Below are 15,861 nucleotides of genomic sequence, written 5' to 3'. Positions count from 1 at the left end.
TCAACTGCCCGCGGATCGGAATTTCTCCATCAGGTAGGGGCCGGACCGGACGGCTGGATAGGCGTCCGATCCGTCCAGCGGCGTGATTTCCGCCTCCCAGTCGGGTTGGTGAAAGAAGGCGAGGCTTTGACGGGCCGGCTGATCCGGAAGCGCCACCACCCGGTGCAGCGTTGACACCCAGCGGTCCGCCGTCCAGCGCGCCATCAGGTCGCCGATGTTGATGAAGAATGCCCCTTCTTCTGCCGGAACATCGACCCAGTCCCCGTCCGACATCACCTGCAAGCCACGCGACCCCGCCTGCGGCAGCAGAATGGTGAGCGAGCCGTAATCCGTATGCGCCCCGGCCCGCTGTTGCCGGTCCAGCGCCGCGCCCAGCGTCGCCGGATAGTGCAATGCCCGCAGGGCCGAGATGGGATTGCCGATGAAGGGCGCGAAATACCCCCGGTCCAGCCCCAGCGCCTCTGCAAAGGCGGCCATGATCCGCGCGGCCAGCGCTTCCATTTCGGCGTAATAGGCCTCCCACGCGGGTCGGAACCCCCCCAGATCCGGCCAAAGCGTCGGCTGGTAGCAAAAGGCATGGGCGTCCGGGTCCGACACCCCGTCGGGCACCCTCAGGGGACCGCCGTTGAAGCTTTCTTTCAGATCGGGTGGCGTGTCTTCACCCTTGGATTTCGCCAGCGCCTCTTTGTCCGGGCCAAGGTAGCCATAGGGGTAGCCCGCGTAGGGCGCGGCCACCGCCTGTTTCGCCGCGACCCCTTGGGCAAAGAACCGCTGCGCCGCAGTCCAGACCGCGCCGATGACCGCCTCTGGCACCCCGTGCCCGCGCAGGATCAGGAACCCGCTGTCGCGGCAGATCGCATCCAACCGGGCGGCTTCCCCGGCACGGTCAGCCCCCGTCGCGGCCTCGAACCGGGCAAGGTCGAGCGTGGCGAATTCCACCGCCCTAGCCTTTCAGCACATCACGCCAGCTGTGGCGCGGCTGAAACCCCAGCATCGCCTTGGCCTTGGCGTTGGAATACATCGGCTCGGCCTCGCCCATTTCGCGTTTGACCGGGACGCCCTGATAGTAGCGCGCCTGCACCTCGGCATTGGTCAGCCCGACGCTCATGTCGTCATTGGCCACGTTGAACACCTCGTGCCCCAGACCATCCTTCTTGAGGCAGAGGTCCACCATCTGCCCAAGGTCGCGCCCGTCAATATAGGCAAAGAAGTTGCGACGGCGCATATCGGGGTTGTCGATGAACTGCGGGAAAAGGGTGCGATAATCGTCCTCTTCCATGACGTTGTTCAGTCGCAGCCCGTAGATATCCGCTCCAGACCGGGCCTGGAACGACCGGGCGGTCGCCTCGTTACAGACCTTGGACATGGCATAGCTGTCCTGCGGCAAGGTCGGGTGATCTTCGTCCACCGGGATATAGTCGGGCTGCTTGTGCCCATCCCAGAAACAGACGCCATAGGTGGTTTCCGAACTGGCGTAGATCACCTTGCGCACGCCCATCCGCAGGGCCGCGTCGATCACGTTGTAGGTGGACAGGGTGTTGATCCGGAAGGTTTCATTATCGGGCACGATCATGATCCGGGCGATGGCCGCGAAATGCACGACCGCGTCGAAGCCCGGCATTCCCGTCCCAGCCTCAAGGTCCGGGAAATCGCCATAGGCCCGCATTGCGTTGAACACCTGGCCCGCGTCGGTCAGGTCCACCCGCAGGGTCGGAACACCGGGAATATCAAGTGGTTGCAGGTCAAGGTTGACGACCTCATGCCCCTGATCCAGCAGGTAGGGGATCACCTGCCGCCCTGCCTTGCCGCTGCCACCTGTGAATAGAATGCGCATGGTTTCGTCCTTTCGTTCAGGTCAATTTCCGGATCGGCGACCCGGCCTGATAGGCCCGGATCGCATCGACCGTCTGTTGGTAGAAAAGCTTGAAGGTTGCCGTTGTCGTATAGCCCAGATGCGGGGTTAGCAGAAGCCGCCCGTCGGCGATCAGCCCGGCATCGCGCAACGGGTCGTCGGCGGGCAACGGTTCGATGTCGAACACATCCAGTCCCGCCTTTGCCGGCCGTCCCCGTCGCAGCGCCGCCAAAAGCGCCCCGCTGTCCACGATCGGCCCGCGTGACGTGTTGATGAACACCTGACCCTCTTTCGCGGCGACGAGCGCGTCGGCGTTGATCAGGTGGCGGGTCCGGTCCGACAGCACAAGATGAACGCTGACCACATCCGACCGCGCCATGAGGTCATGCAGGCTGTCCGCCTTTTCCACGCCCACCTCGGCGCAGCGGTCTTCGGTCAGGTTCTGCGACCAGGCCAGCGGCACCATCCCCAGGGCCCGGCCGATCGTGGCCATCTGCGCGCCGATATTGCCCAACCCCACCAGCCCAAGCGTCAGCCCGGCCACATCGCGCCCCAGCCCCGCCTGCCAGCCAACCGGCCCGTGCAGCGCCGCCACCTCTGGCATCAGCCGCCGGTTCAGCGCCAGCATCATGAGGGTGGCCAGTTCCGAGGTGGTTGTCTTGCGGCTTTCGGTGCCGCAAACGGCGATCCCCCGCGCCCGTGCGGCGGCAAGGTCGATGGCGGCGTTTCTCGGCCCCGAGGTTACGATCAATCGCAGATTCGGCAGCGCGGCGATCAGATCGGCCCCTAGCGGCGTGCGTTCCCGCATCAGGCACAGACAATCGAAGGGGGCCAGCCGCGCGGCCAGCGCCGCCGGATCGTGCAACGTGTCCCGAAACACCGTCACCTCGCCCAGCCCCGACCAATCGGCCAGATCGGTCGCCACATCCGCGTAGTCATCCAGTATCGCGATTTTCATGCCACCCCACCCCCGTTTTCGACAGTTGACCCCGCCCGGACAAGAAATGCAATCGGCCGGGTCGACGGTGGGCGCAAACCGCTTCCCCCTCTGCAACCGACCTGCCATAATGACCGCCAATCAAGAGAAACAAGAGCAGCTGCCATGCCGAACGATCTCCTCTCCGGGGCACATAGTGCCACTTACGACGCGTCCTCAATCAAAGTGCTCAAGGGCATGGAGGCCGTGCGCATGCGCCCTGGCATGTATATCGGCGGCACCGACGAACGGGCGCTGCATCATATGGCTGCGGAAATCCTCGACAACTCCATGGACGAGGCGGTGGCGGGCCACGCCAACCGCATAGAGGTTGAACTGCACGCCGACCATTCGTTGACTGTGCGCGATAACGGGCGGGGCATTCCAATCGATCCGCACCCCGACGACCCCAAAAAATCTGCACTTGAGATGATCTTTACCGAGTTGCACGCGGGCGGAAAATTCAACGGTGACGCCTACGAGACCTCAGGGGGGTTGCATGGCGTTGGCGCTACCGTTGTGAACGCCCTCTCCGACAGCCTTGTGGTTCAAGTTGCCAAGAACAAAGAACTTCATGAAATCCGCTTCTCAAAAGGCGTGCCGCTAACCGGTCTCGAAAAGGTAGGCGCGGCACCGAACCGGCGTGGAACTACCGTAACCTTTCATCCCGACCCTGAAATCTTTGGGTCACTTCGATTCAAGCCGTCTCGGCTGTTGAAGATGGCCCGGTCCAAGGCCTACCTGTTTTCCGGTGTGGAAATTCGTTGGAAATCAGAAATTGACGATGGTGAAACACCAACCGAGGCGTCCTTCTTTTTTCCCGGTGGCCTATCCGACTATCTAATAGAAAGCCTCGGAAAGTCGACGACCTACGCGGAACGCCCCTTTTCCGGCAGGGTAGACTTCAAGGAAAAATTCAACGTCCCCGGATCGGTCGAATGGGCGATCAACTGGACGCCCGCGCGCGATGGGTTCATCCAGTCCTACACCAACACCGTCCCCACGCCCGAGGGCGGCACGCATGAGGCCGGGTTCTGGCAGGCGATCCTGAAGGGCATCCGCGCCTATGGCGAATTGGTGGGCAACAAGAAGGCGGTGCAGATCAACCGCGACGACCTTCTGACCGGGGGCTGCGCGCTTCTGTCCATCTTCATCCGCGAACCGTCTTTCGTCGGCCAGACCAAGGACCGGCTGTCGACGGAAGAGGCGCAGCGCTGGGTCGAATCCGCGGTGCGCGACCATTTCGACAACTGGCTGGCGGCGGATACGAAATCGGCGGGCGCGATCCTTGATTTCCTTGTGCTGCGGGCCGAGGAACGGCTGCGGCGCAGGCAGGAAAAGGAAACCGCGCGCAAGACGGCGACCAAGAAACTGCGCCTGCCCGGCAAGCTGACCGATTGTTCCGCCAAATCGCGCGAGGGGACCGAGCTGTTCATCGTCGAGGGCGACTCGGCCGGCGGCTCGGCCAAGGGCGCGCGGTTCCGCGAGTTTCAGGCACTCCTGCCGCTGCGGGGCAAGATCCTCAACGTGCTGGGCGCGGCCTCGTCCAAGCTGGGCCAGAACGCCGAGATCAACGACCTGTGCGAGGCATTGGGCGTGCGGATGGGGACCAAGTTCAACCTCGACGACCTGCGCTATGACAAGATCATCATCATGACCGACGCGGACGTGGACGGGGCGCATATCGCCTCGCTCTTGATGACCTTCTTCTTCACCCAGATGCGGCCGATGATCGACGCGGGCCACCTCTACCTCGCTTGCCCGCCGCTGTATCGGCTGACGCAGGGCGCGCGGCGGGTCTATGTGGCCGACGACGCAGAAAAAGAGGCAGTGCTGGCCCGCGGGTTGGGCGGCAAGGGCAAGATCGACGTGCAGCGGTTCAAGGGGCTTGGCGAAATGGACGCCAAGGACCTGAAAGAAACCACCATGGACCCGGCCACGCGCAAGCTGATCCGAGTGACGATCGACGAGGACGAACCGGGCGAAACCGGCGACCTGGTGGAACGGCTGATGGGGAAAAAGCCGGAACTGCGGTTCCAGTACATTCAGGAAAACGCGCGGTTTGTTGAGGAGTTGGATGTTTGAGCAAGCCGCCAAACGCCGCAGCAAGGAGCCTGATAGCTCGTACTTTCATAGATTCGGCGGATGGCGATTATGTCGCGGCCCGCGCCTTGTGGTTTCTAGGTATCGATCAGCAATTTTGCTGGTCCGCTCAACAGGCCATTGAAAAATATCTAAAGGCCGCTTTGCTTTTGAACGGCGTGAACGTTCGGAACAGCAATCATGCTCTATCAAGAAACCTGACAAGTCTTGTTCAGGTTGGTCAGGGGTCAGGATTTGCTCTAGATAGCCGCATCATGGACAAGATGGGGTTTGCTGATCCGGAATTGCCGCTAGCCGACGAAACTTTCGGCGAATTCATCGAGAGGATGGAAAGAGGCGGCAATGTTAATGTGCGCTACGGCTTCCACGGATTCGTGCTATTTCCGGGAGATTTGGCGAAACTAGACCATGTTGTTTTTGAGGTCCGTCGCCGTTGTACCGACCTTGACAGCCTAGTGTACCATCGAGCGCCAAATTTGGGAAAAATACGCGATTATCTTGAAGAACATCCTGACTTTGAGCCTTCACCCTTACGCTCAAGCCCGATCTTTTTCGGAAATGAGGGAGCGGCGAATGAACGCTTACAACAACTCCTAAGAGAAAACCTCTCGTTCAACAGGACTGAGACTTCCGAGCTCTCATTGGCGCACCATCGTTTTTCAGGGCGCAACCCGCCTTTTTCAGAACGGTTGAAATATGCCGAGGGAATGGACGCGATAAAATGGCTATTGGAACACGCATACTTTTCGGGACCCGATAAGAAAGCGTTGGAAGCGGCGCTTGAAATTTCGGTTCGCGCCTAGTCCGAGTACGGGCGGTGACGTTTGCCCGTCGTGTGGACATGGCCATAGCCTTGCAACAGGTGCTGCGTTTCAGCAATTGGCGCCCACCCGGCGCGCCAGCGTCGGGCACGCGTCCGCCCGCCCCATGGCGGGCGCGTTCCGCGCCCACCCGTGCGGACGCTTATCGCGTTGCCCTGACCGGGGTGCCGAACAGGCGCAGCCCCCTACTCCTGCACCGCTTCCAGATAGGCCACTAGGTCGGCGATGGCTTGTGTCGTGGTGATCTCTTGTCCGGTCTCGATCCGCAGCGTGGCGGGGGTTCCGGCCTCTTCGAAATAGCCGCCCCAGACCGGCATCGGCGACCCGTGCGCCACCAGCGGGTCGCGTCCGTCGATCCGCATCACCACCCGCAGCACCGGGAACACCCCGTCGTTGGACAGTGCCAGCGTGGTCAGCGCGGGCGGTTGCAGGATCAGCATGGCGGCCATCGGCCCGCCGCCCGTCGCCTCGGCCCCGTGACAGGTCGCGCAGGAGTTCATGTAGATTTCCGCCCCCCGCGTGGCCTCCCCCTCCTCTGCCAGCACCGCGCCGCCCAGAAGCGCCAGACCAAGGGCCAGCGCGCGCATCACTCGGCCTCGCGCTGGATGGATTGCAGGTAGCTGGCCAGCGCCCAGAGCCGCGCCGGGACGGGGGTGGAGCCGACCATGATCGTCTCGCCCATGTCGCCCGCGCCAAACTCGGGCATGGCTGTCGAAAAGCTGCCGTCGCGGTGAAAGCCGTCAATCGTGCTCATGACATAGTCGGTCGGGAAGGTGCCGCCGTTGCGGGCCGCCAGTGTGGTCAGGTCCGGGGGCTGCTTGATCAGCATCTCGCCGAACTCTCCGGACCCGCGCGCGTCGGCACCATGACAGGCCGCGCAATCCTCCATGAAGGCCTGTCGACCGTCCACGGTTTCCTCGACACAGGCGCCAAGCGCCAGAACCCCGATCAGAACTGCTGTTTTCTTCATTGCCGGTCTCCCTGTTCGCTCTGGTTATCCTGCGCCCCGGATCGACAGGACGCCTTGATCTGCGTCAGACAAGCCGCCCCGCATCAAGCCGCAGCACCCGGTCCATCCGGGCGGCAAGGTCAAGATTGTGGGTGGCGATCAGCGCGGCAAGCCCCGATCCCCGCACAAGGGACATGAGTGTGTCGAACACCACCTCTGACGTCGCCGGATCAAGGTTGCCGGTGGGTTCATCCGCCAAGAGCAGACGCGGCGCATTGGCCAGCGCCCGGCAGAAGGCCACCCGCTGCTGTTCCCCGCCCGAGAGCGCGGCGGGCCGGTGGTCGGCCCGGTGTCCGACGCCCACACTGTCCAGAAGCCCCCGCGCCCGATCCGCCGCCGCCCCCGGCGCTGTGCCATTGGCCAGCTGCGGCAGGGTCACGTTTTCCAAGGCGCTGAATTCCGGCAGCAGGTGGTGGAACTGGTAGATGAACCCCACGTCCGTGCGCCGGATCGCGGTCCGCTTGCGGTCGGACAATTGCCCGGCGGCGACCCCGCCGATACTCACCTGCCCCGCGTCGGGCGTATCCAGCAGCCCGGCGATGTGCAGAAGCGTCGATTTCCCCGCGCCCGAGGGGGCGACCAGCGCCACGACCTCGCCCGGGTGGATCACCAGATCGGCGCCGGTCAGCACGGTCACCTGGTTCGGCTTGCCGTGGTTGTAGCCCTTGGTCACACCGGACAGTTCAAGGATTGGATCACTCATAGCGCAGCGCCTCGACCGGGTTCATCCGGGCCGCGCGGCGGGCCGGGAAGATGGTGACCGTCCAGGACAGGCCAAGGGACAGCGCGATAGAGGACAGGACGTCATCGAGTTCCAGTTTCGCAGGCAGGGTGTAGATGCCCCGGATCGACGGGTCCCAGACGCCGCCGCCCGCGACGTAGTTCACGAAGGAAAAGATCGGATCGATGTAGATCGCGAACAGGCAGCCCGCGATCAAGCCCAGAACCGTGCCCAGCGTGCCGATCCCGGCCCCGCAGATGAAGAAGATCCGCAGTATCGACCCTTCGGTCAGCCCCATGGTCCGCAGGATGCCGATATCGCGCCCCTTGTTCCGCACCAGCATGACCAGCCCGGAAATGATGTTGAGCGAGGCGATGAGCACGAGGATCGACATGATGACGAACATCACATTGTCTTCGACCGTCAGCGCCCGCAGGAACGACCCCGAGGCATCCCGCCATGTCCAGACCAGCGCCCGGTCCCCGGCGGCGGCCACGATCTGCGGGATCAGCGTGTCGACCGCGTCGGGGTCGTCCACCATCACCTCGATCTCGTCGGCCACCCCGTCCTTGTTGAAGAACAGCTGCGCCTGATCGATCGGCATGTAAATGCGGGTCCGGTCTATATCCCAGCGCCCCGCGGTGAAGATATAAGCGACCTCATAGGCCGAGACGCGTGGGCTGGTGCCAAAGGCGGTGCGGGTGCCATTGGGTGAAATGATCCGGATCTTGTCGCCCACCGTCACCCCCAGCTCTCGCGCAACGCCAGAGCCGATGGCGATCCCCTCGCCAAAGTTTGCGATATCGCCAAGGCTGCTGATTGGTTCGACGATTCTTGGAATAGTGACAAGATCACTGGCAGAAATGCCGTAAACCTCTACCCCATTGTTCGAATTTTGATAGTTTGCCATGACCTGCCCCTTGACCAGAGGGGCGGCGCGGGTGACGCCGGGGATGTCGCGAAGAGCGGCGGCCATGGCGTCGTAGTCGGTTATCGCGCGGCTGGTGCGGCCGTTCTCATCCACCCCGATTGACTGGTAGACGGTCACATGGGCGTTCGATCCAAGGATCGTATCGACGAATTCGGCCCGAAACCCGGACCGGACGGCCAGCGTCACGATCAGGGCAAAGACCGCCAGCGAGACGCCGATCAGGCTGATCCATGTCATGATCGACACGCCACCCTCGGCCCGGCGGGCACGGATATAGCGCCACGCGATCATGAACTCGAAGGGGGCGAAGGGGGCGGTTGCGCCTTGTGACATCGTTGGTCCTGCTGCTCTTTCGCCCAGATATACCGCAGGCGCGGGCGCGGGACCAGTGGCCGCGGCGGCAGTGGTGCTTGCCCGCCTATGGCGGCCTGGGTGCCCGTTCGCCCACCGATTGCGTTTCTGGCCCTATCGTGCAACCTGTTGTCCGGAAACGATTTGCCCCGGTATCAGCACATGCGCGTCATCTGGAAATTCTTTCGGTCGATCTGGGATCACTTCGTGTTCTTCCAGATCCGCCTGTCATCGCATCCCCGCGCATTGATCCTTATCTGGGGTGGTGCAGTCGCCCTGTCTTCGGTTCTGACGCAATCGCGCGGGCCAAGCGCGCTTGGCTTTTTCGCAAGCCTTGGCATCGGTCTGATCGCCCTGCCCGCCCTTCAGTTCCTGAAGAACCAAATGCAGGCAGGCACGGCCGGCCGGGTCAATTTCCAGGTCCCGCCGGGCCTGCTGGACGAGGTCGAGACCGCACAGCAGGCGGTGACGGACAAACCCAACGGGATGGTGATGGTGCGGCGCGGGCCGAACCCCGGCCCGATCATGCATTCGGTTGCGTTCGACAAGGGGCTGCGGCAGCCGGGACAGGACTGGACCATCAGGACCACGGAAGACAGCCCAACTTATGCCCGTGTCATCGACCACATGCGCAACCGCGCCCCGCAGTGGCGCAGCTATGGCCAGACCAAATTTCTGGATCAGCTGTTCACCAAACAGCCGCTGATCAACGAGAACAAGATCATCTTCGAAACACCGCTGGACCTTGCGGCCCCGGAGATCACGCTGGGCAAATCCGACTATTTCGTGGGCATGTGCACCGCCGACCTGTGCCTGCGCACCGGGTTCAGCATCGGCGGCGAACATGATGCGGTGCTGCCCGCCCGGGACCGTTGGGGCTATCAGCGGCTGTCAGACAGGCTGATCGCGCCAGCGCTGGTCAACGCCACGACCCCGGCGTCGTTGCATCTGGGTGTTGATGTGGTTGTGGTGACCCGCGACAACAGGATGCCGCTGGCGGTTCAGGGCAAGCACAACCTGCAAAGCCCCAACCGCATTGTCCCCTTCGCCACCGGGTCGATGGATTGGGAGGACATCGGGGATAACACGACCCTTAAATCCGTGGTTCTGTCCGCCGCGCGGCGTGAGTTGAACGAGGAATGGGGCGGACCGAACCGCAACGCAGAGGCCTCGCGGGCCTGTATCTCTGCCCGTTTGCAGGTGATCGGCGCTTATCGGGAAATGACGCGCGGCGGCAAACCGCAGTTTGTTGTCGCGGGGCGGGTCGATATCGATTTCGCCCATATGGTCCCCGACGCGGCCGAGGTTGTCCGGTCACGCCACCCCGAAGCGGTTCCGATCGTGGAAAACCTTCGGGATGTTCATGGTGTCGCGTCTCAATTGGTGAACGGTGGCTTCGAAGACCTGCTGGGGCCGTCACAAGCCCTGTTCGGGACGTTTTACTGTCTCAAGATGGCGGTCGAACATGACCCCAAGATCATGTCCGACCTGCTTGGATTGCCCGAGACCTAGGCCTTCGCCAGAATCGCGGCGATCTGGTCTTTCAGGTGCAGCCGTTCCTTGCGCATCTCCGACATATGCAGATCGTCGGTCGGCTCCACATCGGTTTCGGCGCGGTGCACGGCGCGGTTCACCTCGTGGTATTTGTCCGCAAGGGTCGCGAAATGCGCGTCCTTGGTCTTCAACGCGTGGATCGCGTCAGCCTTGTCGGGGAATTCCTCGTGCAGCTCGTGCGGGGTATGCGACATGCGTTTGTCCTTTCATCGCTCTGTTCCCCCCGACCCTAGCCGGGGGAATCACGCCGCACTTTGACACGGGTCAAATCACCGTTGCTGGTTTTGCCAGTCCGGGTGCATCCAGGGCTGAAGGTTGGACCGGGGCAGCATGCCCCGTCCAAGGATGTGATCGGCGGCCTTTTCGCCGGTCATGATCGAGGGCGCGTTGAGGTTGCCATTGGTGATCCGGGGGAAGATCGAACTGTCCGCGACCCGCAGTCCATCCACCCCGATGACCCGGCATTCCGGGTCGACGACAGCGCTGGGATCATCCGCCGCGCCCATCTTACAGGTGCCGCAGGGGTGATAGGCGCTTTCGGCATGTTCGCGGATGAAATCGTCCAGCGCATCATCAGACTGAACCGCGTCGCCCGGCTGGATCTCATGCCCGCGGAACGGCGCAAAGGCCTCCTGCGCGAAGATCTCGCGCGTGAGACGGATCGCGGTACGGAATTCGTCCCAGTCGTCAGGGTGCGACATGTAGTTAAAGAAAATGCGCGGGTCGTCGGCCGGGTCGGGGGACCGCAGGGTGATCTCGCCCCGCGATTTGGACCGCATCGGGCCAACATGGGCCTGAAATCCGTGCCCTTCGGCGGCGACCTGCCCGTCATAGCGCACGGCGATGGGCAGGAAATGGAACTGGATGTCGGGGTAGTCCACCCCGGCCTTCGACCGGATGAACCCCGCGCTTTCGAACTGGTTCGACGCGCCAAGGCCGGTCTTGGTGAACAGCCATTGCGCCCCGATCAGACCCTTGCCCCAGAGGTTCCAGTATTTGAACAGGCTGACGGGTTTGGTGGCGGCCTGCTGGATGTAAAGCTCCAGATGGTCCTGCAGGTTCTGGCCCACCCCCGCCCGGTCCGCGACGACGTTGATCCCGTGGTCTGCCAGATGCGCACCCGGCCCGATGCCGGATAGCATCAACAGTTTGGGCGAGTTGATCGACGAGGCGGCAAGGATCACCTCGGCCCGGGCCCGGATCACCGTCCGTTCGCCGCCCATGTCCACCTCGACGCCGACGGCGCGGCCCTCTTCAATGACAACGCGGCGGGCAAAGGCCCGAACCAGATCGCAGTTGTCCCGCTTCAGCGCGGGCCGGAGATAGGCATTGGCCGCAGACCAGCGCCGCCCTTTCCAGATCGTCGCGTCGAAGGGACCGAACCCTTCCTGCTGTTCGCCGTTGTAGTCGCCGGTGACCTGATAGCCCGCCTGCTGCCCGGCTTGAACGAAGGCGCGGGTCAGCGGGTTGGTGCGCGGGCCACGCGTGATGTGCAGCGGGCCGTTTGTGCCGCGCCACGACGGGTCGCCCCCGTGGCCGCCACTGTGCCAATGTTCCATCCGCTGGTAGTAGGGCAGCACATCGGCATAGGACCAGCCGCGCGCGCCGCTGTCGTCCCAATGGTCGAAATCGCGGGCGTGGCCGCGCACGTAGATCATCCCGTTGATCGACGACGATCCGCCGATGACCTTGCCGCGCGGGGTGGCCAGCCTGCGTCCGCCCAAATGCGGTTCCGGGTCCGACCGATATCCCCAGTCGTACATCTTCATGTTCATCGGGTAGGACAGCGCGGCAGGCATCTGGATGAACGGTCCGCCGTCCCAGCCGCCGTGTTCGATCACCAGAACGGACTTGCCCGCCTCGGACAGCCGATAGGCAAGGGCGCAGCCGGCGCTGCCCGCGCCCACAATAACGTAATCTGCCTGCATGTCAGAACGGCGCCTCGCAGGGGTTCATCGACACGTAGACGGATTTGACCTGACTGTAGTGTTTGATGGCTTCCTTGGAGTTCTCGCGCCCGACGCCGCTGGCCTTGACGCCGCCAAAGGGGGCCTCGACCGGGGCAAGGTTGTAGGTGTTGATATAGCAGGTGCCGGCCTCGAACCCGGCGGACACCCGGTGCGCGCGGGTCAGGTCATTGGTAAAGACCCCGGCGGCCAGCCCGAATTCGGTGGCGTTGGCGCGGGCCATCACCTCTTCCTCGGTGTCGAAATCAAGGACCGACAGGACCGGGCCGAAAATCTCTTCTCGGGCGATGGTCATGGTATCGGTCACATCGGCAAACAGGGTCGGTTCGATGAAGAACCCTTCATTGCCGATCCGCTTGCCACCGGCGACCAGACGCGCGCCTTCCTCCTGCCCAATGCGGATGTAGTTTTCGACAATCTCAAGCTGCCGTTCGTTGACCATCGGGCCGATGGTGGTGGCCATATCCATCGGATCGCCAATCACGGCCTTGCCCATCCGTTCGGCCATCCGTGCAAGGAACGCGTCCTTGATCCCCTTTTGCACGAACACGCGGGTCCCGTTGGAACAGACCTGCCCGGTGGAATAGAAATTGCCAAGGATCGCGCCGGACACGGCGCTGTCCAGATCCGCGTCGTCGAAGATGATCAGGGGCGATTTGCCGCCCAGTTCCATCGTTGCGTGCTTCATGTTCTGGGCGGCCATGGCATAGACCTTGCGCCCCGTCGGCACCGACCCGGTCAGCGACACCTTGGCCACGCGCGGGTCCTGCACCAGCGCGGCGCCGACGTTCCCCAGCCCCTGCACCACGTTGTAGACCCCCGGCGGGGCACCCGCCTCGGACAGGATTTCCGCGACCTTCAGGGCACAAAGCGGCGTCGCCTCGGACGGTTTGAAGACCATCGTATTGCCGCAGGCCAGCGCCGGAGCGCCCTTCCACGCGGCGATCTGGGTGGGGTAGTTCCACGCGCCGATGCCGACGCAGACGCCCAGCGCCTCGCGGCTGGTATAGACGAAATCACCGCCAGCCAGCGGGATATGTTCGCCGGTCAGGCTGCCCGCCAGCCCGCCGAAATATTCCAGCGCGTCGGCGGCGGATGTGGCATCGGCCACGGTGGTTTCGGACAGGGGTTTTCCCGTGTCCCATGTCTCCAGCACCGACAGGTCATGGTTGCGGTCGCGCATGATATCGGCGGCGCGGCGCAGGATACGGCCCCGTTCGGTGCCCGACATCGCGGCCCAGTCCTTTTGCGCGCGCTTGGCGCTGGCCAGCGCCAGTTCGACAATCTCCGGGGTGGCGGCATGAACCTTGCCGATCACCGCCCCGGTGGCCGGGTAGATCACCGGAATCTCGGGGCCGTTCGTATCCTCGACATATTGGCCGTCGATGAAATGGCTGGCGGTGGGTTGGGTCGGATAGGTCATGTCGTCACCTTCGGGTCATGTCATTCGCCGCGCGGGAACCGCTGGCTTTCTTCAAGGATGTTGAGGTCCATGTGGTTGCGCATGTAGCGCTCGGACGCTTTTTGCAGGGGCTGGTAGTCCCATGGGTAATAGGCGCCGTTGCGCAGCGCCTCGTAGACCACCCAGCGGCGGGCCTGGCTTTCGCGCACCTCGGCGTCGAAGCGGGCCAGATCCCAGCGGGCCTCTGACTTGGCGCGCAGGCTGTTCAGCGTGCCCTGATGGGCCGGATCATCGGCAAGGTTGGTCAGTTCGTGCGGATCGGCGTCCAGATCGAACAGCTGGTCGGGGTCCAGCGCGCAGCGGTTGTATTTCCACTTGCCGTAGCGCAGCGATACCATCGGGGTAAAGGAAGCCTCGGCCGCGTATTCCATTGCCACCGGGCTGGTCCGTTCACCGCCCTGCCCCAGATGCACAAGGCTTTCGCCGGTGGTCCACGGCATCACCTCGTCCATGCTGACGCCTGCCAGATCACAGAGCGTCGGGCAGACGTCGATGTTCGAAACGGGCGTATCAACCCGTCCCGGTTCCATCCCCGGTGCTGCGATCATCATCGGCACCCGGGACGAGCCTTCGTAGAAGGTCATCTTGAACCACAGCCCGCGTTCCCCCAGCATATCGCCGTGGTCGGACACGAACAGGATCACCGCCTCTTGCCGGGTATCTTCCAGCACTTGCAGGATTTCCCCGATCTTGTCGTCGAGATAGCTGATGTTGGCGAAATAGGCGCGGCGCGACCGGCGAATGTCTTCCTCTGAAATATCAAAGCTGCGCCAGTCGTTGGCGTCGAAAATCCGTTTCGAATGTTGGTCCTGATCGTCGTAGGGGATGGCAGGCACCTGCGGCAGCAGATGGTCGCAGTCTTCGTAAAGATCCCAGTATTTCTTACGCGCCACATAAGGATCATGCGGGTGAGTGAAGCTGACGGTCAGGCACCAGGGCCGGTCATCTGCCCCCCGCGCAAGGTCGTAAATCTTGCGGGTCGCGTGATAGGCAACCTCGTCGTCGTATTCCATCTGGTTGGTGATCTCAGCCACGCCCGCGCCGGTCACCGACCCCATGTTGTGATACCACCAGTCGATCCGCTCTCCGGGTTTGCGATAATCCGGGGTCCAGCCGAAATCGGCCGGGTAGATATCGGTGGTCAACCGTTCTTCGAACCCATGCATCTGGTCGGGGCCGACAAAATGCATCTTGCCCGACAGCGCGGTGTGATAGCCCGCCCGGCGCAGGTGATGGGCATAGGTCGGCAGGGACGAGGTAAACTCCGCCGCGTTGTCATAGACCCGCGTGGCCGAGGGCAATTGCCCGGTCATGAAACTGGCCCGCCCCGGCGCGCACAGGGGACTGGCCGTATAGGCATTGCGGAACCGCGTGGACCGCGCCGCAAGTTTCTTCAGGTTCGGTGCCTGCAACCAGTCGGCCGGGCCGTCGGGAAACAGGGTTCCGTTCAGCTGGTCCACCATCAGGATCAGGATATTGGGGCGGTCGGTCATGTGCTGTGGGCTCCGATTTCAAGGTCGAGGGCGGTCAGGACATGGGCCACGGCATCGGCGCCGGTCGGCTGGGCCTGACCCAACACTTCTCGCAGATACAGCCCGTCGATCAATCCGGCGACACGATCCGCGACCGCATCCGCCCTGTCCCCGACAAGGGGCCGCAGGTCGTGGGTCAGGTTCGAATGCAGTCGCCCCTGATAAACCGCCAGAAGACGCCGCGCCTCGTCATTGGATTGGGCAAGGACGTAGAAATTCAGCCAGGCCGCCACGACCTCGCGGCGGAAGTTGGACGAGGTGAACCCGGCGCGCACGATCGCCTCCAGCCGGCCGCGGTGCCCCCGCGCCATGGCAAGCGCGCCGCGCACCTCTGCCCCGTAAAGCGACAGCGTGTGGCGCATCGCGGCAAGGAAGATCTGGTCTTTGCCGCCAAAGTAGTGATGCGCAAGGGCCGAGGACATGCCTGCCCGCTTGGCGATCTGGCTGACCGTCACGTCCAGCGACCCGGCGGCGCCGATCTCTGCGATCGTCGCTTTCACCAGCGCCGCGCGGCGTATAGGCTCCATCCCAAGCTTGGGCACGGTGATCCCCCTTTTTCACTTGCCAAGCGAGACTGGAGGT

At 63.3% G+C, this 15,861-nt stretch carries 15 protein-coding genes; 3 read left to right on the top strand and 12 right to left on the bottom strand.

Annotated features, from left to right (window positions below; translation table 11 throughout):
- Genes EU803_RS16515 through EU803_RS16505 form a run of 3 tightly spaced genes read right to left on the bottom strand, consistent with a single transcriptional unit; the run spans position 1 to position 2,810 of the window.
- Entirely contained in the window at positions 1–939 is a 939-nt protein-coding gene (locus EU803_RS16515) for a 2OG-Fe(II) oxygenase family protein (protein ID WP_129684876.1), read from the bottom strand.
- Positions 940–943: 4 nt separating this feature from the next.
- The gene (locus EU803_RS16510; protein ID WP_129684874.1) at positions 944–1,834 is read right to left on the bottom strand and encodes an NAD(P)-dependent oxidoreductase; all 891 of its coding nucleotides are present in this window, start codon (positions 1,832–1,834) and stop codon (positions 944–946) included.
- A 16-nt stretch (positions 1,835–1,850) separates the two neighbouring features.
- Positions 1,851–2,810, bottom strand: a complete 960-nt coding sequence (locus tag EU803_RS16505; RefSeq protein ID WP_129684872.1) for a D-2-hydroxyacid dehydrogenase family protein — start codon at positions 2,808–2,810, stop codon at positions 1,851–1,853.
- Positions 2,811–2,954: 144 nt separating this feature from the next.
- Here EU803_RS16505 and parE point away from each other — a divergent pair, with 144 nt between their 5' ends.
- A complete protein-coding gene (parE, locus tag EU803_RS16500; RefSeq protein ID WP_129684871.1) occupies positions 2,955–4,913 on the top strand; it encodes a DNA topoisomerase IV subunit B in 1,959 nt (652 codons plus the stop codon).
- The gene (locus tag EU803_RS16495; RefSeq protein ID WP_129684869.1) at positions 4,910–5,734 is read left to right on the top strand and encodes a HEPN domain-containing protein; all 825 of its coding nucleotides are present in this window, start codon (positions 4,910–4,912) and stop codon (positions 5,732–5,734) included. The genes parE and EU803_RS16495 overlap by 4 nt, the downstream gene beginning before the upstream one ends.
- A gap of 203 nt (positions 5,735–5,937) precedes the next feature.
- Here the strand turns inward: EU803_RS16495 and EU803_RS16490 are convergent, their stop codons facing one another.
- The 4 genes from EU803_RS16490 to EU803_RS16475 all read right to left on the bottom strand — a co-directional run bounded on the left by EU803_RS16490 (position 5,938) and on the right by EU803_RS16475 (position 8,746).
- A complete protein-coding gene (locus EU803_RS16490) occupies positions 5,938–6,339 on the bottom strand; it encodes a cytochrome c (protein WP_129684867.1) in 402 nt (133 codons plus the stop codon).
- A complete protein-coding gene (locus EU803_RS16485; RefSeq protein ID WP_129684865.1) occupies positions 6,339–6,722 on the bottom strand; it encodes a cytochrome c in 384 nt (127 codons plus the stop codon). Before EU803_RS16485 ends, EU803_RS16490 begins: the two co-directional genes overlap by 1 nt.
- Before the next feature lie 64 nt (positions 6,723–6,786).
- Complete coding sequence (locus tag EU803_RS16480; RefSeq protein WP_129684863.1) at positions 6,787–7,464, bottom strand: ABC transporter ATP-binding protein; 678 nt, start codon at positions 7,462–7,464, stop codon at positions 6,787–6,789.
- Complete coding sequence (locus tag EU803_RS16475) at positions 7,457–8,746, bottom strand: lipoprotein-releasing ABC transporter permease subunit (RefSeq protein ID WP_129684861.1); 1,290 nt, start codon at positions 8,744–8,746, stop codon at positions 7,457–7,459. The genes EU803_RS16480 and EU803_RS16475 overlap by 8 nt, the downstream gene beginning before the upstream one ends.
- Positions 8,747–8,926: 180 nt before the next feature.
- On the opposite strand from EU803_RS16475, the gene EU803_RS16470 reads away from it, so the two are divergent.
- Complete coding sequence (locus EU803_RS16470) at positions 8,927–10,276, top strand: hypothetical protein (RefSeq protein WP_129684859.1); 1,350 nt, start codon at positions 8,927–8,929, stop codon at positions 10,274–10,276.
- Here EU803_RS16470 and EU803_RS16465 read toward each other — a convergent pair.
- The 5 genes from EU803_RS16465 to betI all read right to left on the bottom strand — a co-directional run bounded on the left by EU803_RS16465 (position 10,273) and on the right by betI (position 15,806).
- Positions 10,273–10,512 (bottom strand): YdcH family protein, encoded by a 240-nt coding sequence (locus EU803_RS16465; protein ID WP_129684858.1) that lies wholly within the window; start codon positions 10,510–10,512, stop codon positions 10,273–10,275. The two genes, EU803_RS16470 and EU803_RS16465, sit on opposite strands and share 4 nt — an antisense overlap.
- Positions 10,513–10,587: 75 nt before the next feature.
- Entirely contained in the window at positions 10,588–12,246 is a 1,659-nt protein-coding gene (gene betA / locus EU803_RS16460) for a choline dehydrogenase (protein WP_129684856.1), read from the bottom strand.
- 1 nt (position 12,247) lies between these two features.
- The gene (gene betB, locus EU803_RS16455) at positions 12,248–13,708 is read right to left on the bottom strand and encodes a betaine-aldehyde dehydrogenase (RefSeq protein WP_129684854.1); all 1,461 of its coding nucleotides are present in this window, start codon (positions 13,706–13,708) and stop codon (positions 12,248–12,250) included.
- A gap of 20 nt (positions 13,709–13,728) precedes the next feature.
- Positions 13,729–15,240: a choline-sulfatase gene (gene betC, locus EU803_RS16450; protein ID WP_129684852.1), complete on the bottom strand. Its 1,512-nt coding sequence runs from the start codon at positions 15,238–15,240 to the stop codon at positions 13,729–13,731.
- A complete protein-coding gene (gene betI / locus EU803_RS16445) occupies positions 15,237–15,806 on the bottom strand; it encodes a transcriptional regulator BetI (RefSeq protein WP_129685017.1) in 570 nt (189 codons plus the stop codon). Before betI ends, betC begins: the two co-directional genes overlap by 4 nt.
- Between the last annotated feature and the right edge of the window lie 55 nt (positions 15,807–15,861).

It is taken from the genome of Loktanella sp. IMCC34160 (assembly GCF_004145845.1).
Classification (GTDB): Bacteria; Pseudomonadota; Alphaproteobacteria; order Rhodobacterales; family Rhodobacteraceae; genus SELP01.
This window is presented reverse-complemented; position numbering and strand designations above follow the sequence as displayed.

Coding starts and splice junctions, on each gene's coding strand:
- EU803_RS16510 (WP_129684874.1), bottom strand. CDS start 1,834: ATGCGCATTCTATTCACAGGTGGCAGCGGCAAGGCAGGGCGGCAGGTG.
- EU803_RS16505 (WP_129684872.1), bottom strand. CDS start 2,810: ATGAAAATCGCGATACTGGATGACTACGCGGATGTGGCGACCGATCTG.
- parE (WP_129684871.1), top strand. CDS start 2,955: ATGCCGAACGATCTCCTCTCCGGGGCACATAGTGCCACTTACGACGCG.
- EU803_RS16490 (WP_129684867.1), bottom strand. CDS start 6,339: ATGCGCGCGCTGGCCCTTGGTCTGGCGCTTCTGGGCGGCGCGGTGCTG.
- EU803_RS16485 (WP_129684865.1), bottom strand. CDS start 6,722: ATGAAGAAAACAGCAGTTCTGATCGGGGTTCTGGCGCTTGGCGCCTGT.
- EU803_RS16480 (WP_129684863.1), bottom strand. CDS start 7,464: ATGAGTGATCCAATCCTTGAACTGTCCGGTGTGACCAAGGGCTACAAC.
- EU803_RS16475 (WP_129684861.1), bottom strand. CDS start 8,746: ATGTCACAAGGCGCAACCGCCCCCTTCGCCCCCTTCGAGTTCATGATC.
- EU803_RS16470 (WP_129684859.1), top strand. CDS start 8,927: ATGCGCGTCATCTGGAAATTCTTTCGGTCGATCTGGGATCACTTCGTG.
- EU803_RS16465 (WP_129684858.1), bottom strand. CDS start 10,512: ATGTCGCATACCCCGCACGAGCTGCACGAGGAATTCCCCGACAAGGCT.
- betA (WP_129684856.1), bottom strand. CDS start 12,246: ATGCAGGCAGATTACGTTATTGTGGGCGCGGGCAGCGCCGGCTGCGCC.
- betB (WP_129684854.1), bottom strand. CDS start 13,708: ATGACCTATCCGACCCAACCCACCGCCAGCCATTTCATCGACGGCCAA.
- betC (WP_129684852.1), bottom strand. CDS start 15,240: ATGACCGACCGCCCCAATATCCTGATCCTGATGGTGGACCAGCTGAAC.
- betI (WP_129685017.1), bottom strand. CDS start 15,806: ATGGAGCCTATACGCCGCGCGGCGCTGGTGAAAGCGACGATCGCAGAG.